This window comes from Enterobacter cloacae complex sp. ECNIH7 (assembly GCF_002208095.1).
Classification (GTDB): Bacteria; Pseudomonadota; Gammaproteobacteria; order Enterobacterales; family Enterobacteriaceae; genus Enterobacter; species Enterobacter cloacae_M.
This window is the reverse complement of record NZ_CP017990.1, coordinates 3901065-3924309: the sequence shown is the minus strand read 5'-3', so window position 1 is coordinate 3924309 and position 23245 is coordinate 3901065. Positions and strand designations below refer to the sequence as shown.

The 23245-nt window shown below is 56.2% G+C and carries 20 protein-coding genes and 5 tRNA genes; 16 read left to right on the top strand and 9 right to left on the bottom strand.

The features are described from left to right. Positions 1-10: 10 nt before the first annotated feature. The 16 genes from WM95_RS19400 (at position 11) to WM95_RS19325 (ending at position 11774) form a co-directional block, all read left to right on the top strand. On the top strand, positions 11-889 hold the full coding sequence (locus WM95_RS19400) for a metal ABC transporter substrate-binding protein (protein WP_045355804.1): 879 nt from the start codon (positions 11-13) through the stop codon (positions 887-889). Positions 890-1018: 129 nt separating this feature from the next. Then, positions 1019-1516 (top strand): nicotinamide-nucleotide amidase, encoded by a 498-nt coding sequence (gene pncC / locus WM95_RS19395; RefSeq protein WP_023308944.1) that lies wholly within the window; start codon positions 1019-1021, stop codon positions 1514-1516. Positions 1517-1605: 89 nt separating this feature from the next. After that, entirely contained in the window at positions 1606-2664 is a 1059-nt protein-coding gene (gene recA, locus WM95_RS19390; RefSeq protein WP_023308943.1) for a recombinase RecA, read from the top strand. Between the two features lie 67 nt (positions 2665-2731). Then, positions 2732-3232 (top strand): recombination regulator RecX, encoded by a 501-nt coding sequence (recX, locus tag WM95_RS19385; protein WP_063408786.1) that lies wholly within the window; start codon positions 2732-2734, stop codon positions 3230-3232. 131 nt (positions 3233-3363) lie between these two features. Next, positions 3364-5991, top strand: a complete 2628-nt coding sequence (alaS, locus tag WM95_RS19380; protein WP_063408785.1) for an alanine--tRNA ligase — start codon at positions 3364-3366, stop codon at positions 5989-5991. A gap of 241 nt (positions 5992-6232) precedes the next feature. Further along, complete coding sequence (gene csrA, locus WM95_RS19375) at positions 6233-6418, top strand: carbon storage regulator CsrA (RefSeq protein WP_000906486.1); 186 nt, start codon at positions 6233-6235, stop codon at positions 6416-6418. Between the two features lie 342 nt (positions 6419-6760). Further along, positions 6761-6853 (top strand) — tRNA-Ser (locus tag WM95_RS19370). A 4-nt stretch (positions 6854-6857) separates the two neighbouring features. After that, positions 6858-6934, top strand: a tRNA-Arg gene (locus WM95_RS19365). A gap of 64 nt (positions 6935-6998) precedes the next feature. Next, positions 6999-7075, top strand: a tRNA-Arg gene (locus tag WM95_RS19360). A gap of 160 nt (positions 7076-7235) precedes the next feature. Beyond that, positions 7236-7312: transfer RNA gene (locus tag WM95_RS19355), tRNA-Arg, on the top strand. 160 nt (positions 7313-7472) lie between these two features. Continuing rightward, positions 7473-7549: transfer RNA gene (locus WM95_RS19350), tRNA-Arg, on the top strand. Between the two features lie 117 nt (positions 7550-7666). Next, positions 7667-8233, top strand: coding sequence for a fructose-1-phosphate/6-phosphogluconate phosphatase (yqaB, locus tag WM95_RS19345; protein ID WP_063408784.1), 567 nt, complete (start codon positions 7667-7669; stop codon positions 8231-8233). Continuing rightward, complete coding sequence (locus WM95_RS19340; protein ID WP_023308939.1) at positions 8230-8658, top strand: YqaA family protein; 429 nt, start codon at positions 8230-8232, stop codon at positions 8656-8658. The genes yqaB and WM95_RS19340 overlap by 4 nt, the downstream gene beginning before the upstream one ends. A gap of 83 nt (positions 8659-8741) precedes the next feature. Next, positions 8742-10286, top strand: coding sequence for a glutamate--cysteine ligase (gshA, locus tag WM95_RS19335; protein WP_023308938.1), 1545 nt, complete (start codon positions 8742-8744; stop codon positions 10284-10286). A 153-nt stretch (positions 10287-10439) separates the two neighbouring features. Beyond that, the gene (luxS, locus tag WM95_RS19330; RefSeq protein ID WP_008499539.1) at positions 10440-10955 is read left to right on the top strand and encodes an S-ribosylhomocysteine lyase; all 516 of its coding nucleotides are present in this window, start codon (positions 10440-10442) and stop codon (positions 10953-10955) included. 54 nt (positions 10956-11009) lie between these two features. After that, positions 11010-11774: an AraC family transcriptional regulator gene (locus tag WM95_RS19325; RefSeq protein ID WP_063408783.1), complete on the top strand. Its 765-nt coding sequence runs from the start codon at positions 11010-11012 to the stop codon at positions 11772-11774. On the opposite strand, the gene leuA is transcribed toward WM95_RS19325, so the two are convergent. The 9 genes from leuA to nrdF all read right to left on the bottom strand — a co-directional run bounded on the left by leuA (position 11761) and on the right by nrdF (position 23243). Continuing rightward, positions 11761-13416, bottom strand: coding sequence for a 2-isopropylmalate synthase (gene leuA, locus WM95_RS19320; protein ID WP_063408782.1), 1656 nt, complete (start codon positions 13414-13416; stop codon positions 11761-11763). The two genes, WM95_RS19325 and leuA, sit on opposite strands and share 14 nt — an antisense overlap. A 182-nt stretch (positions 13417-13598) precedes the next feature. Then, on the bottom strand, positions 13599-15146 hold the full coding sequence (gene emrB, locus WM95_RS19315) for a multidrug efflux MFS transporter permease subunit EmrB (protein WP_045357562.1): 1548 nt from the start codon (positions 15144-15146) through the stop codon (positions 13599-13601). 16 nt (positions 15147-15162) lie between these two features. Then, on the bottom strand, positions 15163-16335 hold the full coding sequence (emrA, locus tag WM95_RS19310; protein WP_023308934.1) for a multidrug efflux MFS transporter periplasmic adaptor subunit EmrA: 1173 nt from the start codon (positions 16333-16335) through the stop codon (positions 15163-15165). Between the two features lie 126 nt (positions 16336-16461). Continuing rightward, complete coding sequence (gene mprA, locus WM95_RS19305) at positions 16462-16992, bottom strand: transcriptional repressor MprA (RefSeq protein WP_023308933.1); 531 nt, start codon at positions 16990-16992, stop codon at positions 16462-16464. A 313-nt stretch (positions 16993-17305) separates the two neighbouring features. After that, a complete protein-coding gene (locus tag WM95_RS19300; RefSeq protein WP_063408781.1) occupies positions 17306-18490 on the bottom strand; it encodes an MFS transporter in 1185 nt (394 codons plus the stop codon). Positions 18491-18681: 191 nt separating this feature from the next. Next, entirely contained in the window at positions 18682-19677 is a 996-nt protein-coding gene (gene proX, locus WM95_RS19295; RefSeq protein WP_023308931.1) for a glycine betaine/L-proline ABC transporter substrate-binding protein ProX, read from the bottom strand. 9 nt (positions 19678-19686) lie between these two features. Further along, positions 19687-20757, bottom strand: coding sequence for a glycine betaine/L-proline ABC transporter permease ProW (proW, locus tag WM95_RS19290; RefSeq protein WP_088544961.1), 1071 nt, complete (start codon positions 20755-20757; stop codon positions 19687-19689). Continuing rightward, the gene (gene proV / locus WM95_RS19285; protein WP_032660399.1) at positions 20741-21952 is read right to left on the bottom strand and encodes a glycine betaine/L-proline ABC transporter ATP-binding protein ProV; all 1212 of its coding nucleotides are present in this window, start codon (positions 21950-21952) and stop codon (positions 20741-20743) included. Before proV ends, proW begins: the two co-directional genes overlap by 17 nt. Positions 21953-22283: 331 nt before the next feature. Next, entirely contained in the window at positions 22284-23243 is a 960-nt protein-coding gene (gene nrdF / locus WM95_RS19280) for a class 1b ribonucleoside-diphosphate reductase subunit beta (RefSeq protein WP_023333169.1), read from the bottom strand. Positions 23244-23245 lie beyond the last annotated feature (2 nt).

Sequence of the window (23245 nt, the reverse complement as noted above, 5' to 3'; positions counted from 1 at the left end):
AGGGGAAACGATGAAACGTACAGGATTTGTAGTGGCGCTCGCGCTGGGGATGATGTCGCACGGCGTGATGGCGAAAACGCTGAATGTGGTGACCAGCTTTTCGATTCTGGGGGATATCACGCAGGAGGTAGGCGGTGACCATGTGAACGTGACGACGCTGGTCGGGCCGGACGGCGATCCGCATACCTTTGAACCGTCGCCGAAAGACAGCGCCGCCCTGAGCAAGGCTGATGTGGTGGTGGTGAACGGCCTGGGGCTGGAAGGCTGGCTTGATCGTCTGGTGAAAGCCTCCGGGTTCAAAGGGCAACTGGTTGTGGCCTCAACAGGAGTGAAAACCCACACGCTTGAGGAAGATGGAAAGACTGTGACCGATCCCCATGCGTGGAACAGCGCGGCGAACGGGGCGCTCTATGCACAAAATATCCTGAACGGGCTGGTGAAAGCCGATCCGGATGACAAAGCCGTGCTGGAAGCCTCTGGCAAAACGTATATCGCGCAGCTCAGCCAGCTGGATAACTGGGCCAAAACGCGCTTTAGCCAGATCCCGCCGGCGAAGCGTAAAGTGCTGACCAGCCATGACGCGTTCGGCTATTTCAGCCGCGCCTACGGCGTGACGTTTATGGCGCCGCAGGGGCTGTCGTCTGAGAGCGAAGCCAGCGCGGCGCAGGTCGCCGAGATTATCAATCAGATTAAAGCCGACGGCGTGAAAACCTGGTTTATGGAAAATCAGCTCGATCCGCGTCTGGTGAAACAGATTGCATCGGCGACGGGCGCACAGCCCGGGGGCGAGCTTTACCCCGAAGCGCTGTCGGCAAAAGGTGGGGTGGCTGACACCTACGTTAAGGCGTTTCGCCACAATGTGCACACCCTCGCTGAGAGCATGAAATAACTTTTCCACCGCCGGTGCGTCCGTACCGGCTTTTTTCTGAAGCCCCCTCGTAAAACCTGAAGTCCATCCCCACATCTGACGATAAAGTGCTATCTTGTGCAGCACGTTTTTCTGATGCCTGGAGCGAGAATGACTGACCATGAATTGATGCAGCTTAGCGAGATCGTTGGCCTTGCGCTGAAGCAGCGTGGCGCGACAATCACCACTGCGGAATCCTGCACCGGCGGCTGGGTGGCGAAAGCGATTACCGATATTGCCGGCAGTTCCGCCTGGTTTGAACGCGGTTTTGTGACCTACAGTAACGAAGCTAAAGCTCAGATGATTGGCGTGCGCGAATCCACGCTTGAACAGCATGGCGCGGTCAGCGAACCGGTGGTAATCGAGATGGCTATTGGCGCGCTCAAAGAGGCGCGGGCAGATTACGCGATTTCCATTAGCGGTATTGCGGGCCCGGACGGCGGCAGCGATGTGAAGCCTGTCGGCACCGTCTGGTTTGGGTTCGCCACCTCCAAAGGGGAAGGGATCACCCGCCGGGAGTGCTTCAGCGGCGATCGCGAAAGCGTGCGTCGTCAGGCAACCGTTTATGCGTTAAAAACGCTCTGGCAACAATTTCTACAAAACACTTGATACTGTATGACCATACAGTATAATTGCACCAACAGAACAGAAATCCACGGTGAAGCACAGTCGCTTCTCCCGGCATGACAGGAGTAATAATGGCTATCGACGAAAACAAACAGAAAGCGTTGGCGGCAGCACTGGGCCAGATCGAAAAGCAATTCGGTAAAGGCTCCATCATGCGCCTGGGTGAAGACCGTTCCATGGATGTGGAAACCATCTCCACCGGTTCGCTTTCTCTGGATATCGCGCTGGGCGCTGGCGGTCTGCCTATGGGCCGTATCGTAGAAATCTACGGGCCAGAGTCCTCCGGTAAAACCACCCTGACGCTGCAGGTGATTGCCGCGGCACAGCGCGAAGGTAAAACCTGTGCGTTTATCGATGCCGAGCACGCGCTGGACCCTGTTTATGCTCGCAAGCTGGGCGTGGATATCGACAACCTGCTGTGTTCTCAGCCGGACACCGGTGAGCAGGCGCTGGAAATTTGTGACGCGCTGGCGCGTTCTGGTGCCGTTGACGTTATCGTGGTCGACTCCGTTGCCGCACTGACGCCAAAAGCCGAAATCGAAGGTGAAATCGGTGACTCTCATATGGGCCTCGCGGCACGAATGATGAGCCAGGCGATGCGTAAGCTGGCGGGTAACCTGAAGCAGTCCAACACGCTGCTGATCTTCATCAACCAGATTCGTATGAAAATTGGTGTGATGTTCGGTAACCCGGAAACCACTACCGGCGGTAACGCACTGAAATTCTACGCCTCTGTCCGTCTGGATATCCGCCGTATCGGCGCGGTGAAAGAGGGCGAGAACGTGGTCGGTAGCGAAACCCGCGTGAAGGTTGTGAAGAACAAAATCGCCGCGCCGTTCAAACAGGCTGAGTTCCAGATCCTCTACGGCGAAGGGATCAACTTCCTCGGCGAGCTGGTTGACCTGGGCGTGAAAGAGAAGCTGATTGAAAAAGCAGGCGCCTGGTACAGCTACAACGGTGACAAGATTGGTCAGGGTAAAGCGAACGCGATCTCCTGGCTGAAAGAGAACCCGGCTGCGGCGAAAGAGATTGAGAAGAAGGTGCGTGAGCTTCTGCTGAACAACCAGGACTCTAAACCTGATTTCGTGGTCGATGCCGCGGATGCTGAAGAAACCAACGAAGATTTTTAATTCTTTCGTTTAAAATGAAGGGCTGCTGATGCGGCCCTTTTTGCATTTCTGAATCAGCAGGTTTTTTATGAGTGAACCGACAACACGTCGACCCGCGTATGCACGCTTACTGGACCGCGCGGTGCGCATCCTGGCCGTTCGTGACCACAGTGAACAGGAGCTGCGGCGCAAACTGTTGGCTCCGGTGATGAGTAAAAACGGGCCGGAAGAGATTGATGCCACCGCGGAAGATTATGACCGCGTGATTGCCTGGTGCTATGAGCATCATTATCTCGATGACGAGCGCTTTGCCTCACGGTTTCTCGCCAGCCGCGGCCGTAAAGGATATGGGCCCGCGCGCATCCGGCAGGAGCTGAACCAGAAAGGGGTGGCCCGGGAGTCCATCGAAAAAGCGATGCGCGAATGCGATACTGACTGGTGCGAGCTGGCCAGAGAACAGGCGATTCGTAAATACGGCGAACCGCTGCCGCGTGAATTTTCAGAAAAAGTCAAAATCCAGCGCTTTTTGCTCTACCGCGGCTTTCTCATGGAAGATATTCAGGATATCTGGCGTAATTTTGCCGATTGAACGCATGCGGGATTTTACTTCCCACTAAAGAAAACTTATCTTATTCCCACTTTTTCCAGTAGCTGGTCTGTCCAACGGTTTACCGATACAGGCTGGCTACGACATTTCGTTAGCTTGATTTCAGGATAATTATGAGCAAGAGCACCGCTGAGATCCGTCAGGCGTTTCTCGATTTTTTCCATAGTAAGGGACACCAGGTTGTTGCCAGCAGCTCCCTGGTACCGAACAACGATCCGACTCTGCTGTTTACCAACGCCGGGATGAACCAGTTCAAGGATGTGTTCCTTGGTCTCGACAAGCGTAATTATTCCCGCGCCACAACCTCACAGCGTTGCGTGCGTGCGGGCGGTAAACACAACGACCTGGAAAACGTCGGTTACACCGCGCGTCACCACACCTTCTTCGAAATGCTGGGTAACTTCAGCTTCGGCGACTACTTCAAACACGATGCCATTCAATACGCGTGGGAACTGCTGACCGGTGAAAACTGGTTCAACCTGCCGAAAGAGCGTCTGTGGGTTACCGTCTATGAAACCGATGACGAAGCCTACGAAATCTGGGAAAAAGAAGTCGGGATCCCGCGCGAGCGTATTATTCGCATCGGCGATAACAAAGGCGCGCCATACGCGTCTGACAACTTCTGGCAGATGGGTGATACCGGCCCTTGCGGTCCGTGCACCGAGATCTTCTACGATCACGGCGACCACATCTGGGGTGGCCCTCCGGGCAGCCCGGAAGAAGACGGCGATCGCTACATTGAGATCTGGAACATCGTCTTCATGCAGTTCAACCGTCAGGCCGACGGTACGATGGAGCCGCTGCCGAAGCCTTCCGTTGATACCGGTATGGGTCTGGAGCGTATTGCCGCGGTTCTGCAGCACGTCAACTCCAACTACGAGATTGACCTGTTCAGCACCCTGATCAAAGCCGTTGCCGAAGTTACCGGCGCGACCGACCTGAACAACAAATCGCTGCGCGTTATCGCGGACCACATTCGTTCCTGTGCGTTCCTGATTGCCGACGGCGTTATCCCGTCAAATGAAAACCGTGGCTACGTGCTGCGTCGTATCATTCGTCGTGCCATCCGTCACGGCAACATGCTGGGCGCGAAGGACACCTTCTTCTATAAACTCGTTGGGCCACTGATTGGCGTGATGGGTGCTGCCGGTGATGAGCTGAAACGCCAGCAGGCGCAGGTAGAGCAGGTTCTGAAAACCGAAGAAGAGCAGTTTGCGCGTACACTTGAGCGCGGTCTGGCGCTGCTGGACGAAGAGCTGGCGAAACTTAAGGGCGATACGCTGGATGGCGAAACCGCTTTCCGCCTGTACGACACCTACGGCTTCCCGGTTGACCTGACGGCGGACGTTTGCCGCGAGCGCAACATCAAAGTTGACGAAGCGGGCTTCGAAGCCGCGATGGAAGAGCAGCGTCGTCGTGCGCGTGAATCCAGCGGTTTCGGTGCAGACTACAACGCGATGATCCGCGTTGATAGCGCGTCTGAATTCAAAGGTTATGACGCGCTGGAACTGACCGGCAAAGTGACCGCCCTGTTTGTTGACGGTAAAGCCGTGGACAGCATCAGCGTGGGTCAGGAAGCGGTTGTCATTCTGGACAAAACGCCGTTCTACGCGGAATCCGGCGGTCAGGTTGGCGACAAGGGCGAGCTGAAAGGCAACGGTTTCAGCTTCAGCGTCAGCGACACCCAGAAATACGGTCAGGCGATTGGTCACCAGGGCAAACTGGTTTCCGGTTCTCTGAAAGTGGGCGAGGGCGTACAGGCTAACGTGGATGAAGCTCGCCGCGCGCGCATTCGTCTGAACCACTCTGCAACCCACCTGATGCACGCCGCCCTGCGCGACGTACTCGGTACCCACGTTGCACAGAAAGGTTCTCTGGTTAACGACAAAGTGCTGCGTTTCGACTTCTCGCATTTTGAAGCGATGAAACCGTCTGAAATCCGCGCGGTGGAAGATCTGGTGAACGCGCAGATCCGTCGTAACCTGCCAATCGAGACCCACATCATGGAGCTCGAGGACGCGAAGAAAAAAGGTGCGATGGCGCTGTTTGGTGAGAAATATGACGACCGCGTTCGCGTGCTGAGCATGGGCGACTTCTCTACCGAGCTGTGCGGCGGTACGCACGCATCGCGCACCGGTGACATCGGCCTGTTCCGCATTGTTTCCGAGTCGGGTACGGCGGCAGGCGTGCGTCGTATTGAAGCGGTGACCGGTGAAGGTGCGATTGCCAGCCTGCATGCGCAGAGCGATCAGCTGCACGACATCGCGCAGCTGCTGAAAGGCGATAGCCAGAATCTGGGCGAGAAAGTGCGCGTTGCGCTGGATCGCACGCGTCAGCTGGAAAAAGAGCTGCAGCAGCTGAAAGAGCAGGCTGCGGCGCAGGAGAGTGCAAACCTCTCCAGCAAGGCTGTAGACATTAAGGGCGTCAAACTGCTGGTCAGCGATCTGGCGGGCGTTGAGCCTAAGATGCTGCGTACTATGGTCGACGATCTCAAGAACCAGCTTGGTTCTACCGTTATCGTGCTGGCGACAGTGGCAGAAGGTAAGGTTTCTCTGATTGCGGGCGTCTCTAAGGATGTGACCGACCGCGTAAAAGCAGGGGAACTGATTGGTATGGTCGCTCAGCAGGTGGGCGGCAAGGGTGGCGGTCGTCCGGACATGGCGCAAGCCGGTGGTACGGATGCGGCGGCACTTCCGCAAGCTTTGGCCAGCGTTGAAAGCTGGGTAAGCGCGAAACTGTAATAACTACAAAGCACAAGCAGACGCCATAGCGGTAACGTTATGGCGTCTTGTTCACTGTGCTATCGATAACGATAAAGTCAGGTTGAGTTTGTGTATATCGGCTAAACTTACGTTTAACAGAATGTGATGCCGTGACTGCTTACACTTTACGTGTTTGTCATCGCTTACTTTTTGGCGTTATATGATGGATAATGCCGGGATACAAGAGACCCGACTCTTTTAATCTTTCAAGGAGCAAAGAATGCTGATTCTGACTCGTCGAGTTGGTGAGACCCTCATGATTGGGGATGAGGTCACCGTGACAGTTTTAGGGGTAAAGGGTAACCAGGTACGTATTGGTGTTAACGCTCCTAAAGAAGTATCTGTCCACCGTGAAGAGATCTACCAGCGTATCCAGGCTGAAAAATCCCAGCAGTCCAGTTACTGATATTGTCGCGTCTCGCTGTCGGGCGAGACGCAACCCTCCTGTCATTTTTCCTGCTCAACGTTACCGTTTAATTTCAAACGCTCTCTTTTTAACCACTCCGTTACCCTAAACTCGCCCTTACGCCGCCATTTCTGCAAAGGTTTTCTGTGAAGATGCCTGCAAAATCCGCTTATAAAACACCCTCTTTGCGGCTTTTACATGCAAATTGCGTGTGATTTGTGCAAACGATAAAAGCTTTTGGAAAATTGTTTGACTTATAAGTCCCAGAAAGTAATATATGCGCCACGCAGCGACGAGAAGCTCTTAACGAGTAACTCGAAGCACTCGAAAGAGGCGTTGTGTGGTGAGGTGGCCGAGAGGCTGAAGGCGCTCCCCTGCTAAGGGAGTATGCGGTCAAAAGCTGCATCCGGGGTTCGAATCCCCGCCTCACCGCCATTTTGCATCCGTAGCTCAGCTGGATAGAGTACTCGGCTACGAACCGAGCGGTCGGAGGTTCGAATCCTCCCGGATGCACCATCTATTACTTCATATTGCTTTAGAAGTGATATGAATATCGAGCAGTACAGTAGTAAATCCCGATGCATCCGTAGCTCAGCTGGATAGAGTACTCGGCTACGAACCGAGCGGTCGGAGGTTCGAATCCTCCCGGATGCACCATATTCTCCGAGATAACAGCGATGCTGTTGTTTCAAGGTCTACGAGTTAATCGTAAGCACCAGGGAGGATAACGTTGCTTTAGCAACGGCCCCAGGGCGAGGCGCAGCCGAGTAATCCTCCCGGATGCACCATTTACTATTTCTGAAAGCAGTACCCTGATGCATCCGTAGCTCAGCTGGATAGAGTACTCGGCTACGAACCGAGCGGTCGGAGGTTCGAATCCTCCCGGATGCACCATCTTCTCCGAGATAATAGCCACGCTGTTGTTTCAAGGTCTGCGAGTTAATCGCGAGCACCAGGGAGGATAACGTTGCTTCAGCAACGGCCCGCAGGGCGAGGCGCAGCCGAGTAATCCTCCCGGATGCACCATTATTATTTCTGAAAGTAATTCCCTGATGCATCCGTAGCTCAGCTGGATAGAGTACTCGGCTACGAACCGAGCGGTCGGAGGTTCGAATCCTCCCGGATGCACCATCTTCTCCTTCTTTGTTTATTCCTTCGACGTTCCGTCAGCAATCACACTCTCAATCAGCGACAAAAATCACCATTTACGATAAAGTAATGCTTTGTTAATCGTTTAGCGAGAGCACGATGTACGCACAGTATGACGGTTTGATCTTCGATATGGACGGCACTCTCCTGGATACCGAACCCACGCATCGTCAAGCCTGGACTGACGTCCTGGGCCGCTACGGAATGCGTTTCGATCTTCAGGCGATGATTGCCCTCAACGGATCCCCCACCTGGCGTATTGCGCAGGCCGTGATTGAACTGAATCAGGCCGATCTCGACCCGCATCTGCTCGCGCGCGAAAAAACCGATGCGGTAAAAGCCATGCTTTTAGATACCGTACGCCCTCTGCCGCTGATTGATGTGGTAAAAGAGTGGCACGGGTGCCGCCCGATGTCGGTAGGAACAGGCAGTGAAAGCTCGATTGCAGAAGCTTTGCTCAATCATCTTGGCCTGCGCCACTATTTTTCTGCGGTGGTCGCCGCCGATCATGTTAAACATCACAAGCCCGCACCGGACACCTTCCTGCTTTGCGCAGAATTAATGGGCGTCCCGGCGGCAAAATGTGTCGTTTTTGAAGACGCCGATTTCGGCATTCAGGCCGCGCGTGATGCCGGAATGGATGCGGTGGATGTGCGCTTACTGTGAGTGACGCGCTGTCACTTGCTTCATTATTCGCCAGCAGTTTTTTAAGCGCCACGCTGTTACCGGGAAATTCGGAAGTGGTGCTGGTGGCGATGCTGTTGTCCGGCGTGAGTCAGCCCTGGCTGCTTGTATTAATAGCAACAATGGGTAATAGCCTTGGAGGGCTGACTAACGTTATTCTTGGGCGTTTCTTTCCGCTGCGCGAAAAATCGCGCTGGCAGGAAAAGGCAGTCGACTGGCTAAAACGCTATGGCGCTGCCACGCTGTTATTAAGCTGGATGCCTGTAATAGGCGATTTACTGTGTCTGCTGGCGGGATGGATGCGCATCTCCTGGGGACCGGTGCTCTTTTTTTTGTGCCTTGGCAAGGCGTTGCGCTATGTTCTCGTGGCGTGGGCAACACTACAGGGTATGACGTGGTGGCACTAATTGGTGGAATGAATACGCGACCTTCAATCGTCAACCATTACAATTATGCTGAGTAACATTACTTTGACAGGCGGGAGGTCAATTTGATCCCGGACGTATCTCAGGCGCTGGCCTGGCTGGAAAACCACCCTCAGGCATTGAAGGGTATTCAGCGTGGTCTTGAGCGTGAAACGCTGCGCGTTAACGCGGACGGTAGCTTAGCGACGACGGGTCACCCGAAGGCGTTAGGCTCGGCGCTGACACATAAATGGATCACAACCGATTTCGCTGAGGCACTGCTGGAGTTCATCACGCCAGTAGAGGGTGATATTGATCATATGCTGACGATCATGCGCGATATCCATCGCTACACCGCGCGCAACATGGGCGACGAACGTATGTGGCCCCTCAGCATGCCGTGCTATATCGAGCAGGGCCAGGAGATTGAGCTGGCGCAGTACGGCACGTCAAATATCGGCCGGCTGAAAACGCTCTATCGCGAAGGGCTGAAAAACCGCTACGGCGCGTTGATGCAGACGATCTCGGGCGTGCATTATAACTTCTCGCTGCCAATGGCGTTCTGGCAGGCGAAATGCGGTGAAACGGATAAAGACGCGATCTCTGAAGGCTACTTCCGCCTGATCCGCAACTATTACCGTTTCGGCTGGGTGATCCCGTATCTGTTTGGGGCCTCCCCGGCGATCTGTTCTTCGTTCCTGCAGGGGAAACCGACCACGCTGCCGTTCGAGAAGACCGAGTGCGGAATGTACTATCTCCCGTACGCCACCTCTCTGCGCCTGAGCGATCTCGGTTATACCAATAAATCGCAAAGCAATCTCGGTATTACGTTTAACGAATTGCACGAATATGTGGCAGGATTGAAGCGGGCGATCAAAACCCCGTCGGAAGAGTACGAGAAAATCGGCCTCGAAAAAGACGGCAAGCGCCTGCAAATCAACAGCAATGTGCTGCAGATTGAAAACGAGCTGTATGCGCCTATTCGTCCTAAGCGCGTAACGCGCAGCGGTGAAACCCCGTCGGATGCGCTGCAGCGCGGCGGGATCGAATACATTGAAGTGCGTTCGCTGGATATCAACCCGTTCTCACCGATTGGCGTTGATGAGCAGCAGATTCGCTTCCTGGATCTGTTTATGGTCTGGTGCGTGCTGGCGGATGCGCCGGAAATGAGTTCAGACGAACTGCTCTGTACCCGTACAAACTGGAATCGCGTGATTCTGGAAGGGCGTAAGCCGGGCCTGACGTTGGGTATTGGCTGCGAAACGGCACAGTTCCCGCTGACCAAAGTCGGCAAAGATCTGTTCCGCGATCTGAAGCGTGTTGCCCGCACAATGGACAGCATTGACGGCGGCGACGCGTATCAACAGATCTGCGACCAGCTGGTGGAGTGTTTTGATAATCCGGAACTGACGTTCTCAGCGCGTATTCTGCGTTCTATGATCGATCAGGGCATTGGCGGCACGGGGCGTTCACTCTCAGCGGAGTATCGTGAGATGCTGATGCAGGAGCCGTTAGAAGTGCTGAGCGAAGCAGATTTTGCCGCGGAACGCGATGCGTCCGTGGTGCGTCAGAAAGAGGTTGAAGCGGCGGATACCGAGTCGTTTGAGGCGTTTCTGGCGAAGCAGTCTTAAGCAGAAAAGAAAAAGGCCACATCGCTGTGGCCAAAATATACATCTCTGAATTCAGGGATGATGATAACAAATGCGCGTCTTTCATATACTCAGACGTGCATTCTGTAGAAGAGTTCAGTTTATTTTAAAAAAAATCACTGTCGGAGGTGACGTATGCCGTTATTAGATAGCTTTACTGTCGACCATACCCGTATGGAAGCACCTGCAGTACGCGTGGCGAAGACCATGCACACCCCGCACGGCGACACGATCACCGTCTTCGATCTGCGTTTCTGCGTGCCAAATAAAGAAGTGATGCCAGAGAAAGGCATTCATACCCTGGAACACCTGTTCGCCGGTTTCATGCGTGACCATCTGAACGGCAACGGCGTTGAGATCATCGACATCTCCCCTATGGGCTGCCGTACCGGTTTCTACATGAGCCTGATTGGCCAGCCGGAAGAGAAACGCGTCGCTGATGCGTGGAAAGCGGCGATGGAAGACGTGCTGAAGGTGAAAGAGCAGAACCAGATCCCTGAGCTGAACGTTTACCAGTGCGGTACTTACCAGATGCACTCTCTGGAAGAAGCGCAGGAAATCGCGCGTCACATCATCGAGCGTGATGTTCGCGTTAACAGCAACGAAGAGCTGGCCCTGCCAAAAGAAAAACTGCAGGAACTGCACATCTAGTGCACCTTTTCCCTCTCCCTAAGGGAGAGGGTAGGGTGAGGGTGGTTCAACCCCATGACCACAACCGCAACGTTCTCCTTTACCCATCGTCCCCTCGTTCCGTTCGCCCATGATTACGTTCATGGTGACAGCGAGCCGTGGCATGAGCACGACTGCGCGCAGCTGTTGCACACCCTGAGCGGCGTGGTACGGGTTGATACCGCATCGGGCTGTTGGGTTGTTCCTCCGGGTCGCGGCGTCTGGCTACCGGCGGGGACTCGCCACTCGCTTCGCATCACCGGCAACGTGGCGGCGCGAACGCTGTTCATCGATCCGCTGGCGCGGGCCGATCTCCCGGCCTCCTGTCAGATCGTGCAGATCGCGCCGCTGCTGCGCGAGCTGATCCTCGTCTCTCTTGCTTTACCTGAATCGTACTCGCCCGGCAGCCGGGATGAACGCGTCTATGAGCTTATTCTCGATGAAATCCGCACCATGCCGGTGCTGCCGTTTCATCTGCCGGAGCCGGAAAGCGAGGCGTTACGCCACCTGTGTCTGCTAATCCGGCAAAACGCGGGGGAGAGTTGGGGCAGCGCGCAGGCCGCGAGCATGATGAACATGAGCGAACGCACCCTGAACCGCCATTTTCAGCAGCAGACGGGATTAAGCTATGGCGAGTGGTTGAGAAGGGCGCGCCTGCTAGAAGCCTTAGTGCGGCTGGCGCAGGGCCAGCCAGTGCTGCGCGTGGCGCTGGATCTGGGTTACGGCAGCCACAGCGCCTTTACGGCAATGTTTCGCCGGGTGATGGGCGTCTCACCCAGCGATTACTTTAAGAACGACTGACGGCATTGAAGAGCGCCTGAAGCGACGCGCGCGCCACGTCGCTGTCGATGCCCACGCCCCAGCGGCTGCTGCCGTCCTGGAACAGGCAGCGGATGTAGGCCACCGACCGGCTGTCGCTACGTTCGCCTAACGTATGCTCGTGATAATCCTTAATCACGAACGGGGCGTTGACCCAGCGGCTCAGGCCGTGAGCGGCGGCGGAGAGCAGACCGTTACCCTGACCTTCCAGCTGACGCGTTCCCCCCTGCGTAGCGATGCTTGCCGTCAAACGCAGCTGGCCGTCCTGCTGGCTGTCGCTGCGGTAGGATTGCAGCGCAAACTGCGGCGTGGCTACCAGGCCGTAGCGGGTGCGGAACAGCTGCCACAGCGCATTCTGCGTCATCTCTTTTCCGTGGCGATCGGTTTCCTGCTGCACGTGCTGGCTGAAATCCTGCTGCAGGGCGCGGGGTAATTTCAGGCCATGATTCTGTTCGATGAGCCACGCGCTGCCGCTTTTCCCTGACTGGCTGTTCACGCGGATCACCGCTTCGTAGGTGCAGCCGATGTCCTGCGGATCGACGGGCAGATACGGCATCTCCCAGCGATCGCCAGGCCTGCGGGCATCAAAGCCTTTTTTGATCGCATCCTGGTGCGAGCCGGAGAAGGCGGTATAGGCCAGCCGGCCTGCCCACGGGTGGCGCGGATGCACCGGCAGCTGGTTGCAGGCTTCCACCACTTCCACGACCCGGTTCATATCGCTAAAGTCGAGATTCGGGCTGATGCCCTGGCTGTAGAGGTTCATCGCCAGCGTCACCAGGCAGACGTTGCCCGTGCGCTCGCCGTTACCAAACAGACAGCCCTCCACGCGGTCTGCCCCCGCCATCACGGCCAGCTCGGCGCTGGCGACGCCGGTACCGCGGTCGTTATGCGGATGTACGCTGATGCAGACATCCCGGCGGCGGCTGAAGTGGCGACAGAAATACTCGATCTGGTCGGCATAGACGTTCGGCGTGCTCACTTCGACGGTTGCCGGTAAGTTGATCACCATGGGCCGTTCGTCGCACGGCTGCCAGATCTCCGCCACGGCTTCACAAATCTCCAGCGCAAACTCCGGCTCGGTAAAGCAGAAGGTCTCCGGGGAATACTCATACTGCCAGCTGGTGTCCGGATTCTCTTCACACTGATGACGAATAAGCCGCGTGGATCGCGTCGCCAGCTCGACGACTTGCGCTTTCTCCATGCCGAATACCAGGCGGCGGAACAGCGGGGCGGTGGCGTTATACAGATGCACGGTAGCCTGCTTCGCGCCGAGCAGGGATTCAAAAGTGCGATGGATGAGATCTTCCCGCGCCTGGGTTAATACCTGAATCGTGACGTCATCCGGAATGCGGTTCTCTTCAATCAGCTGGCGAACAAAGTTGAAATCCGTCTGCGAGGCGGATGGGAAGGCGACCTCAATCTCTTTGAATCCGCAGCCCAGCAGCAGATCCCAGAACTGCAGCTTGCGGGCGCTGTCCATCGGCTCGGCAAGGGCCTGGTTGCCGTCGCGCAGGTCGGTTGAGAGCCAGCGCGGCGCGCGGGTAATGCGTTGCTCCGGCCAGCGGCGGTCGGGCAGGAAAAGGGTCGGATAGGGTTGGTACTTGTCGGCGGGTGTGTTCAGCATGATGCGCTCCTGTTGTCTTTTCACTATCGTGAATTGATTTCAGGAGCGCTGCTTTATCGGAACTGACAATCGCTGTCGCGTTCTGGACAGGGTGCGGTTTTTTGCCGGATGGCGGCTACGCCTTATCCGGCCTACGTTCGTAGGCCCGGTAAGCGAAGCGCCACCGGGAAACTGTCAAAGGACTAGTGCGCCCCACCGCCGCCGCTACCGGCGCCAAACGGTGGTTTAGCAAACCACACCAGCCCCAGCAGGACGATAAAGATCCCTGCCGATATCCAGAAAATCTCGTTGGCCGAGATAATCAGCCCCTGGTTGGTGATCTGCTGGGCTATCCACCCTGACGCCTGCTGTTCCGTCATACCCATTCCCTGAAGCTGGTTGTACATCTCCCTGGAGTTCGGATTGAACGGGTTCACCGCTTCGGTCAGCTGGGCATGGTGCATCGATTCACGGTTAGTCCACAGGGTGGTGGTGATCGACGTACCAATCGAGCCCGCCAGCGTTCGCGTAAAGTTCGACAGGCTCGATGCTGCCGCCATGCGCTCAGGCGGTAAACCGGAAAGCGTGATGGTGGTCAATGGCATAAAGAAGCACGCCACGGCAAAGCCCTGAATAAACTGCGGCCACGCGGACGCGCCAAAGTCCATTCCCGGTTCGAACGTATACGCGCGCCAGTAGAAGCACACGGCGTACATGATAAAGCTGAACGTCACCAGCCGGCGCATGTCGAGCTTGTGGGCGAAGCGGCCAATAATCGGCGACAGCAGAACCGGAATCAATCCAACCGGCGCCGAGGCTAAACCTGCCCAGGTTGCGGTGTAGCCGTATACCTCCTGCAACAGCTGCGGCAGCAGTACAATCGCGCCGAAGTAGAGCATGTAGGCGAGGCTGATACACAGACAGCCTATGGTGAAGTTTCGCGACTTAAACAGCGACAGGTCGACTATCGGGTTATCGTCCGTCAGCTCCCAGACAATCAGGAAGCTCAGCGACACCACCGCGACAATCGTCAGGATGATGATCTCCCGGGAGTTGAACCAGTCCAGCTCTTTGCCCTGGTCGAGCATGACCTGCAGGCTACCGATGCCGACAACCAGCAGTGCCAGACCAATGGCATCGATACGCCGCTGTTCCGTCCGGGTTTCTCTGCCGCGCAGCGACTGGAGCGTCAGCATTACCACGATGGCGCCAATCGGTACGTTGATGAAGAAGATCCAGCCCCAGTGATAGTTGTCGCTGATATAACCGCCTAAGATAGGCCCGCAAATCGGCGCGACAATCACGGTCATTGACCACAGCGCCAGCGCAATCGAGCGCTTGGCGGGCGGGTAGTTGTTCAGCAGTAAGCTCTGCGACAGCGGAATCAACGGCCCGGCGACAATCCCCTGAATGACGCGGAAGAAAATCAGCATCGTCAGGCTGCTGGACATGCCGCACGCCCAGGAGGCAAGAACGAACAATACCGTCGACCAGAGGAACAGCTTCACCTCACCGACGCGCTTTGCCAGCCAGCCGGTAATCGGAATGGAGATGGCGTTTGCCACCCCAAACGAGGTAATGACCCAGGTCCCCTGGCTCAGCGACGAGCCAAGGTTACCGGCGATGGTCGGGATCGCCACGTTTGCGATGGTGGAGTCCAGCACCTGCATGAATGTCGCCAGCGACAGCGCGATGGTCATAATGACCAGCTGCGCGCCTTCCAGCGGTTTTTGCGGCTTTTGCTGTTGCATAACGCTCACCTTCGGATTAACCGGCGTTTGCCTTCACGATGTCATCGATCAGCTTGTTGACCGGATCGAGGCTAATTTCACGGGCGTTACTTTCATAAGCCGGGCTGCTGCGCACCTGGCTTGCCAGGATCTGACCGTCGCGGTTGGCGGTGTCGACCGTCACCAGCGTAGAGAGGCCGATACGCAGCGGGTGATCCGCCAGCTGTTTGGCATCCAGCTCAATACGCACGGGCAGACGCTGAACCACTTTGATCCAGTTACCGGTGGCGTTTTGCGCAGGCAGCAGGGAGAAAGCGCTGCCGGTCCCCATGTCCAGACCAACCACTTTACCGGTGTACTTCACGTCATCGCCGTAGATGTCGCTGACAACCGTCGCGCTCTGGCCGATACGCATATGGGCAAGCTGCGTCTCTTTAAAGTTGGCGTCTACCCACAGATTGTCTGCCGGCACGACCGCCATCAGCGGCGTGGTTGGGCTAATCTGCGCCCCTGGCTGGACGGAACGACGGGAGACATAGCCGGTCATAGGGCTGACGATTTTGGTACGCTGCAGGGCAAGCCACGCGTTGCGCACTTCGGTCGCCGCCTGCTGTACGGCAGGCTGGTTTTCCAGGCTTGTGCCCAGCACCATCGCCTGGTTGGCGTTGTACTGTTGAATGGCTACATCCAGCTGTGCCTGAGCGCTGGCAACGGCGTCGCGGGCATGCTGCAGCTCTTCACGGCCAATCAGGTTGGCGGTGCCGAGCGGAACGCGGCGGTTCAGGTCGCTCTGCGCCTGCGCCAGCGCCGTTTTCTGCACGTCGATGTTGGCCTGCAGCTGTTTGCTGTTGATCATCAGCTGACGGGTCTGACGGACGCTGGAGGCCAGCGCGGTCTGTGCTTTTTCAAACGCCTGCTGGGCGTCGGTTGGATCGAGGGTCACCAACACATCGCCTTTTTGCACAAAGTCGGTATTGTCAGCCCAGACTTTCGTCACGCTGCCCGACACCTGCGCCATAATTTGTACCTGGTTCCCTGCCACGTACGCGTCGTCAGTCTCTTCAGCATGACGCAGTACTAAAAACCAATAGATCCCATATGCCACGGCAATAATGATAAAGAGCAAGGTCAACAGAAGAAGGGCGCTCTTACGTTTGCCTTTCTTGTTGGCCGGTTGCTGCGGGGTAGTGCTCTCCGCATTTGCGCTCATTGTTGTTCTCCACGATCTTCTTATTTTCACATCGGCTGAGCCGACCTGTTGTCAGAAAGGCCAGCACTGTGACGTGCTGGCCTGTCGGTTTTCTTATGAATCTGGAATGGTGAGCGTGTCGTCGCGTTAGCGCAGCGCCTCAAGAACGGCGCCGTCTTCATCCATCTGGTCCAGACGGGTGAGCAGCTTGCGAGTGATGTGCTCAAGCTGGTCGCGCTCGGCGGTGCTGAGGGCAGACCAGAGTTTGTGCAGGCAATTGTGCTGAGGTGGCAGCACCTCGCGCAGGAACTGGTGACCTTTATCGGTCAGTTGCAGATGCAGGCAGCGGCGATCGTTGTCGCTTTCACGGCGCTCAATCCAGCCGCGCTTTTCGAGTTCATCGGCAATACGGGTCGCATTGGTACGGGAGGAGCCCAGCGCGCAGCTCAGTTCGGAAGGCTGAATGCTGTGATTTTCCTGAGACTCCAGCGTAATCAACGCCATAAACAACGTCTCGTTAATCCCTTGAGCTTTCAGCATTTTATTACGGTTTTCCAGTAGCTTACCCTGCATGTGCATGCACAGGCGAGTCAGCAGGATTTCCTGATACGGGAAGTCCTCATGGCGACTGGCGCGGAATTTAAGCATTTGTTCAATGGGCGTAAACGAACTATCCATTTGGGCATAACCTCATTAATTACAGCCGATATAGTAACGATAGTGACAAATAATGTAAATGAATTATTTGTGCGGTTATATCCGCCAAACTTATGTCACCATCAGAAAGCGCCGGGTAAGTCCGTGACCCGGTGAGCACAGAAAGCGTTGGGTGTGAACCCGCTGAAGAGAGGATGTGAGGACGGGGGTCTGAACTATTCATGCCGATTGTAAATATGTCACCCACATTAAAATTTCTGGGATAAATGATTACGTTTACATTAACAGAGTGAAGGGCCTCTTAACACCCTAAGAGGCCAACTCAATGTAAATGTTAGTTAATTGCATCCTGACGGTGATAACCGCGCCACCATACTAGCAGGTTGAGGGTGGCGACGATGGCCCCGATCGCGCATACCCCCGACCAGCCCGCATGCTGCCACGCCGACGCTGAAACAAGCGAACCCGCCGCGCCGCCGATGAAGTAGCTGGTCATGTATCCGGCCGTCAGGCGGTTGCGCGCCTCTGGCTTCACGCGATAGATGACGGTCTGATTGGTGATGTGAACGCCCTGAACGGTGAGATCGAGCACCAGGATACCGACAATCAGCGCCAGCACCGAGATGTGTCCGTACCAGATCGCCGCCCAGGAGAGGAGAAGTAAAATCAGCCCTGCGGAGGTGGTCAGGTGGGATTTACCCTTGTCGGCCAGCCCGCCAGCGGGACGCGCGCCCAGCGCGCCTGCGGCGCCGGCCAGACCGAACAGGCCAATCACCCCTTCGGAATAGTTGAACGGCGGCGCGGCCAGCAGAAACGCCATCGACGTCCAGAGAATGCTGAAGTTAGCGAAGGTGAAACAGCCCAGCAGGGCGCGGGTGCGCAGAAGCTTGTCCTGCGTAAACAGGCTGAAAACGGAGGCCAGCAGCTGAGGATAGTTCAGGTGGTTTTCCTGCTTCACTTTTGGCAGCCCGCGCCACAGCGCCAGCGCCATGATGACCATCAGCACGCTCGCCACCCAGTATACGGTGCGCCAGCCGCCGAGGCTTGCCAGCAGCCCTGCAACGGTACGCGCCAGCAAAATCCCCAGCAGCAGGCCGCTCATGATGGTGCCCACCACCTTGCCGCGTTTTTCCGGGGAGGCGAGGGTTGCGGCGAGCGGGACCAGGATTTGCGCCACCACGGAGAACAGCCCCGTAAGCGCGGTTCCGACGATCATCATTGTCAGCGACTGGCTGCTGGCGGTGATCAGCATCCCACCGGCGGCCAGCAGGGTCATGGAGACGATCAGCATTCGGCGTTCAAACATATCGCCGAGCGGCACCAGGAACAGCAGCCCGGCGGCATAGCCTAGCTGTGCTGCGGTAACGATAAAGCCTGCGGAGCTGGCGGAGAGATTGAACGCGCGGGCGATGGTGTCGAGAAGAGGCTGCGCGTAATAGTTGCTGGCGACCGCCAGACCCGTTGCCACGGACATTAAAAGGATGAGTGCGGGGCTAAGCCCTTGAGCTGTTTTTGTCATTAGTTTCAGGAATCGTTAGTTGAGTGATTATTTTTCCGGAAACCATAATAGCTAATGATTGTGAATAGTGGGGGATTGTTGGGTGATGTATTGTGCGGTTTAGGTGAATGGTGCGGTCTGGTGCCCTCACCCTAACCCTCTCCCACAGGGAGAGGGAACGCTAACAGAGAGCCGGGGTGAGGGAAAATGTTTTACTTCTGCGCTTCAAGCGCCTCTTTCACCCAGCCGTCAAACTGCTGCTGGTGGGCTTTGATCCAGCCGTCGACGTGGCCTTTCACATCCGCTTCAGACGATTTGCCCGCATGCATCATCGCGTTCTGGGCATTGATGTCCGCCAGCGGCAGCTTCATTACCGAGAACAGCTTCGCCGCCGCCGGGTTTTTCTCCGCCCAGGCTTTGTTGGCCACGATATGCATGGTGTTCACCGGGAAGCCGTAGTTCATGCCGTTCGGCAGTTTGGTGTCGATATCCTTCTGCTCGCCCGGAAGGGAGGAGAACGGCACCTGCAGCCACACCACGTCTTTGCCCGGCTTCAGCACGTCGCTCACCCAGTAAGGCGTCCAGGTGTAGTAGATCACCGGTTTACCCTCTTTGAAGCGGGCAATGGTGTCGGCCATCATCGCTGAATAGTTGCCGTGGCTCACGTCGACCGTTTTCGCCAGATCGAAAGCTTTGTTCTGGTGGTTAATCACCGCTTCACAGCCCCAGCCCGGCGAGCAGCCCATCATGTCGGCCTTGCCGTCGCCGTTGGTGTCGAACAGTTTGGCGATCTTCGGATCTTTCAGCTGTTCAATGTTGGTGATGTGGTACTTATCGGCGGTTTTCTTGTCGATCAGATACCCCTGCGCCGCGCCCGTCACGAAGGTGCCTTCACGGTAGAACTTCTTGTCGCCACCGGCGGCGGCATACATGTCGTCGTGCAGCGGCTGCCAGTTCACCGCGGTAAAGGTGGCGTCACCGGAGGCAATCGACGTGTAGCCTACGTTGTAGTCCACTTCGCTCGGCGTGTTAACCGTGTAGCCCAGCTTCTCCAGCGCGCGGCTGACGATCAGAGTCTGGAAGCTCTCTTCCGAAATGGTGCTCTGCACCGGCTGTACGGTAATGCCTTTGCCAGGCAGGTCAGCCGCAAACGCGCTGGTGGAGACAAGGGTGGCAAACGCTGTGGCAAAAAGGACGTTATGTCGCATCGTTGTTCCTTATTTTGATTTCGTGAAAGGGCGGGTGAGTAACCCGACAGGGCCGGTGGTATACCAGCGACGGTTGCCGCGACTGCGTGAATCACGACCGACGGCCTGGGTCAGGCGGTCAAGGATAATGGCGAGGATCACAATGCCGACGCCGCCGACGGTGGCCAGCCCCATATCGAGACGGCCAATGCCGCGCAGCACCATCTGGCCCAGACCGCCAACAGCGATCATCGAGGCGATCACCACCATCGACAGGGCCAGCATCAGCGTCTGGTTAACGCCCGCCATGATGGTTGGCATCGCCAGCGGGAGCTGAACCTTAAACAGCATCTGGCGCGGGCTGGCGCCGAACGAGCGTGACGCTTCGATCAGGTCCGCAGGCACCTGGTTAATCCCCAGAATGGTCAGACGAATAATCGGCGGCAGGGCGAAGATAATGGTCACCACCACGCCCGGCACGTTGCCGATGCCGAACAGCATCACGATAGGCACCAGATAGACGAACGCCGGGGTGGTCTGCATCGCATCCAGCAGCGGACGAATAATCTTCGCCGCTCGCGGGCTGCGCGCCAGCCAGATCCCCATCGGCAGGCCGATGACAATGCAGAAGAGTAGGGCGGTCAGCACCAGCGCCAGGGTGATCATCGCCTGCGACCACGCGCCAATTGCGCCAATGGCAATCAGCGAGATCAGCGTGGCGATCCCCATCCCCGCGCTACCGAACTGCCAGGCAATCAGGGAGAACAGGATAATCGCCACCGGCGCCGGCATGCCCAGCATCAGCTGCTGGAAGCCGTTCAGGATGTAATCCACCGGGACGCGGATCCCCTGGAAGACCGGACGGAAGTACGTGACCACCCAGTCGATCCCCTCTGTGACCCAGCTGTCCAGCGGGATCAGCGTTTTATGAAACGGATCCATGATGTTGAAATGTTCTGGCGCAGGCGCGGGTGCGCTGTTCAGCCAGTCTGCCGCGCCGCCGCCATCGGCAGGAGCAGGCGTGGAACCCCACGCGTCGGTGGATTGCGCAGCGCTGTCCGCTGCCTCAGTGGTGCCCCACGGGTTAGATTGATCGGTCATTGTTTGCCCCCTCGCGATCTAAAGCCTGCAGCAGCATCCGTTTTGAGATGATGCCGACGTACTGTTGTTCCTCACCGACGACCGGCACGGCGCACGGCGCCTGGCCTACGTGAGAGAGCAACTCGCTGAGCGGCGTTTCGGCGTCCACGGCAAGCGGAGCGTCAATTAACGCCGCATCGATTCCCTGGTTCTCAGTGAGAGCCGTTTTCAGGGAGTCGATGGAGACAATGCCAACAAATTTATTGCCGCGTTCAACCAGATATCCGTATTCACGGTCTTCGTCCTGCAGCAGCTTAAGCGCCGAGCGCGGGCCGAAGCCTGGCGTTTTACGGATAATGCCGTTTGGCGTTCGACGGGCAATATCTTTGGCGCTAAAGACCTGGCTAATATCCACGCCGCGGAAGAAGGTGCGGACATAATCGTTCGCCGGATTATTGAGAATTTCATCCGGCGTGCCGACCTGCACCACTTCACCGTTTTGCATAATGGCAATGCGGTCGCCAATACGCATGGCTTCATCCAGATCGTGGGAAATAAAGACAATAGTTCGCTGATGTTTAGCCTGTAATTTTACCAGCTCGTCCTGCATCTCGGTACGAATTAACGGATCGAGGGCGGAGAAGGCTTCATCCATTAATAATATGTCTGGATTAATGGCTAATGCACGGGCTAATCCCACGCGCTGACGCATACCGCCGGAAAGTTCATCCGGATACGCATGCGCATAATTTTCCAGCCCGACCTGACGCAGCGCATCAAGGGCTTTTTCCTGACGTTCCTGAGCCGGCGTGCCGGCTAATTCCATGCCGAAAGCGGTATTATCCAGCACCGTCATGTGCGGCATCAGCGCGAATGACTGGAACACCATTGCAATCTTCTTTCTGCGCACCTCGCGAAGCTCTGCGTCTGATATTCTGGCGATATCCACGCCGTCAATCAGCACCTGTCCGCGGGTGGGTTCAATCAGGCGATTGAGAAGGCGAACCATAGTGGATTTACCCGAACCGGATAATCCCATGATGACAAAAATCTCGCCTTCTTCAATGGCCAGACTGGCGTCTTTAACGCCAAGCGATAGCCCGGTTTTTTCCAGAATTTGCTCTTTCGTAAGGCCTTTCTCAATATATTTGAATGCGCGCTGCGGATGCTCGCCAAATACTTTATAAAGATTTTTCACTTCTAATTTAATTGCCATGCAATAGAGAGTGTCCTGTTATTTGTTTATGCCGATATGATTACCATGGTAAATTGTTAACGGGCATAACCCTAACATACTGAGAATCTGAGACAACCCTGAGTCGGGATGAAGGCAAAATTTTGACGCAAGCGAAACGGCTGAATTTCCCATGAATAAAGGGCTGAGGGCGATTTGAATTTTTCTCAATTTTTTGCTGCTGCATCGTGAAATTTCGCCTGAACCGGAATGATTCAGGCGAATATGACGTGGAAATTACAGTGTAGTTGTTTTGTAAATATTAGAGTGGGAATTGTTGGGTTTATATTAAATTAACGAACGTTAGCGTTCATCAAAAATCCCAGTCTTCATCCTCGGTTTCCACCGCTTTGCCCATCACGTACGATGAGCCCGATCCCGAGAAGAAATCGTGGTTTTCGTCGGCATTGGGCGACAGCGCGGCCAGAATCGCCGGGTTCACCTCCGCCATCTCCGGCGGGAACAGCGCGTCGTAGCCCAGGTTCATCAGCGCCTTGTTGGCGTTGTAGCAGAGGAAGGCCTTCACGTCGTCCTCCCAGCCGGTTCCGGCGTAGAGTTCCTCTGTATAGCTCAACTCGTTGTCGTACAGATCCATCAGCAAATCGAGCGCAAAGCCTTTAAGCTCCTCGCGCTTCGCCTCGCTGACTTTCTCCAGTCCTTTCTGATACTTATAGCCAATGTAATACCCGTGCACCGCTTCATCACGAATGATGAGCCGAATCAAATCGGCGGTGTTGGTGAGCTTGCCCCGGCTCGACCAGTACATGGGCAGCCAGAAGCCGGAATAGAAGAGGAAAGATTCCAGGAACACGCTGGCGATCTTCTTCTTCAGCGGCTCGTCGGCGCGGTAATATTCCAGAACCAGCTCCGCCTTTCTCTGTAATGACTCGCTCTCTTCACTCCAGGCGTAGGCTGCATCCACGTCTTTGGTCTGGCACAGGGTCGAGAAAATCGAGCTGTAGGAGCGGGCATGCACCGCCTCCATAAAGCTTATGTTCGACATCACCGCCTCTTCGTGCGGCGTCAGCGCGTCGCTCATCAGAGCCGGTGCACCGACGGTATTCTGAATGGTGTCCAGCAGCGTCAGGCCGGTAAAGACGCGGATCGTCAGCTGCTGTTCGGCGTGGCCGAGCGTTTGCCAGGCCGGAATATCGTTGGAGAGCGGGACCTTTTCCGGCAGCCAGAAGTTGCTGGTGAGGCGGTTCCACACCTCCAGATCTTTATCGTCCTGAATCTTGTTCCAGTTAACGGCACTCACGCGTGACAGTTTCATCC

Coding starts and splice junctions, on each gene's coding strand:
- WM95_RS19400 (WP_045355804.1), top strand. CDS start 11: ATGAAACGTACAGGATTTGTAGTGGCGCTCGCGCTGGGGATGATGTCG.
- pncC (WP_023308944.1), top strand. CDS start 1,019: ATGACTGACCATGAATTGATGCAGCTTAGCGAGATCGTTGGCCTTGCG.
- recA (WP_023308943.1), top strand. CDS start 1,606: ATGGCTATCGACGAAAACAAACAGAAAGCGTTGGCGGCAGCACTGGGC.
- recX (WP_063408786.1), top strand. CDS start 2,732: ATGAGTGAACCGACAACACGTCGACCCGCGTATGCACGCTTACTGGAC.
- alaS (WP_063408785.1), top strand. CDS start 3,364: ATGAGCAAGAGCACCGCTGAGATCCGTCAGGCGTTTCTCGATTTTTTC.
- csrA (WP_000906486.1), top strand. CDS start 6,233: ATGCTGATTCTGACTCGTCGAGTTGGTGAGACCCTCATGATTGGGGAT.
- yqaB (WP_063408784.1), top strand. CDS start 7,667: ATGTACGCACAGTATGACGGTTTGATCTTCGATATGGACGGCACTCTC.
- luxS (WP_008499539.1), top strand. CDS start 10,440: ATGCCGTTATTAGATAGCTTTACTGTCGACCATACCCGTATGGAAGCA.
- WM95_RS19325 (WP_063408783.1), top strand. CDS start 11,010: ATGACCACAACCGCAACGTTCTCCTTTACCCATCGTCCCCTCGTTCCG.
- leuA (WP_063408782.1), bottom strand. CDS start 13,416: ATGCTGAACACACCCGCCGACAAGTACCAACCCTATCCGACCCTTTTC.
- emrB (WP_045357562.1), bottom strand. CDS start 15,146: ATGCAACAGCAAAAGCCGCAAAAACCGCTGGAAGGCGCGCAGCTGGTC.
- emrA (WP_023308934.1), bottom strand. CDS start 16,335: ATGAGCGCAAATGCGGAGAGCACTACCCCGCAGCAACCGGCCAACAAG.
- mprA (WP_023308933.1), bottom strand. CDS start 16,992: ATGGATAGTTCGTTTACGCCCATTGAACAAATGCTTAAATTCCGCGCC.
- WM95_RS19300 (WP_063408781.1), bottom strand. CDS start 18,490: ATGACAAAAACAGCTCAAGGGCTTAGCCCCGCACTCATCCTTTTAATG.
- proX (WP_023308931.1), bottom strand. CDS start 19,677: ATGCGACATAACGTCCTTTTTGCCACAGCGTTTGCCACCCTTGTCTCC.
- proW (WP_088544961.1), bottom strand. CDS start 20,757: ATGACCGATCAATCTAACCCGTGGGGCACCACTGAGGCAGCGGACAGC.
- proV (WP_032660399.1), bottom strand. CDS start 21,952: ATGGCAATTAAATTAGAAGTGAAAAATCTTTATAAAGTATTTGGCGAG.
- nrdF (WP_023333169.1), bottom strand. CDS start 23,243: ATGAAACTGTCACGCGTGAGTGCCGTTAACTGGAACAAGATTCAGGAC.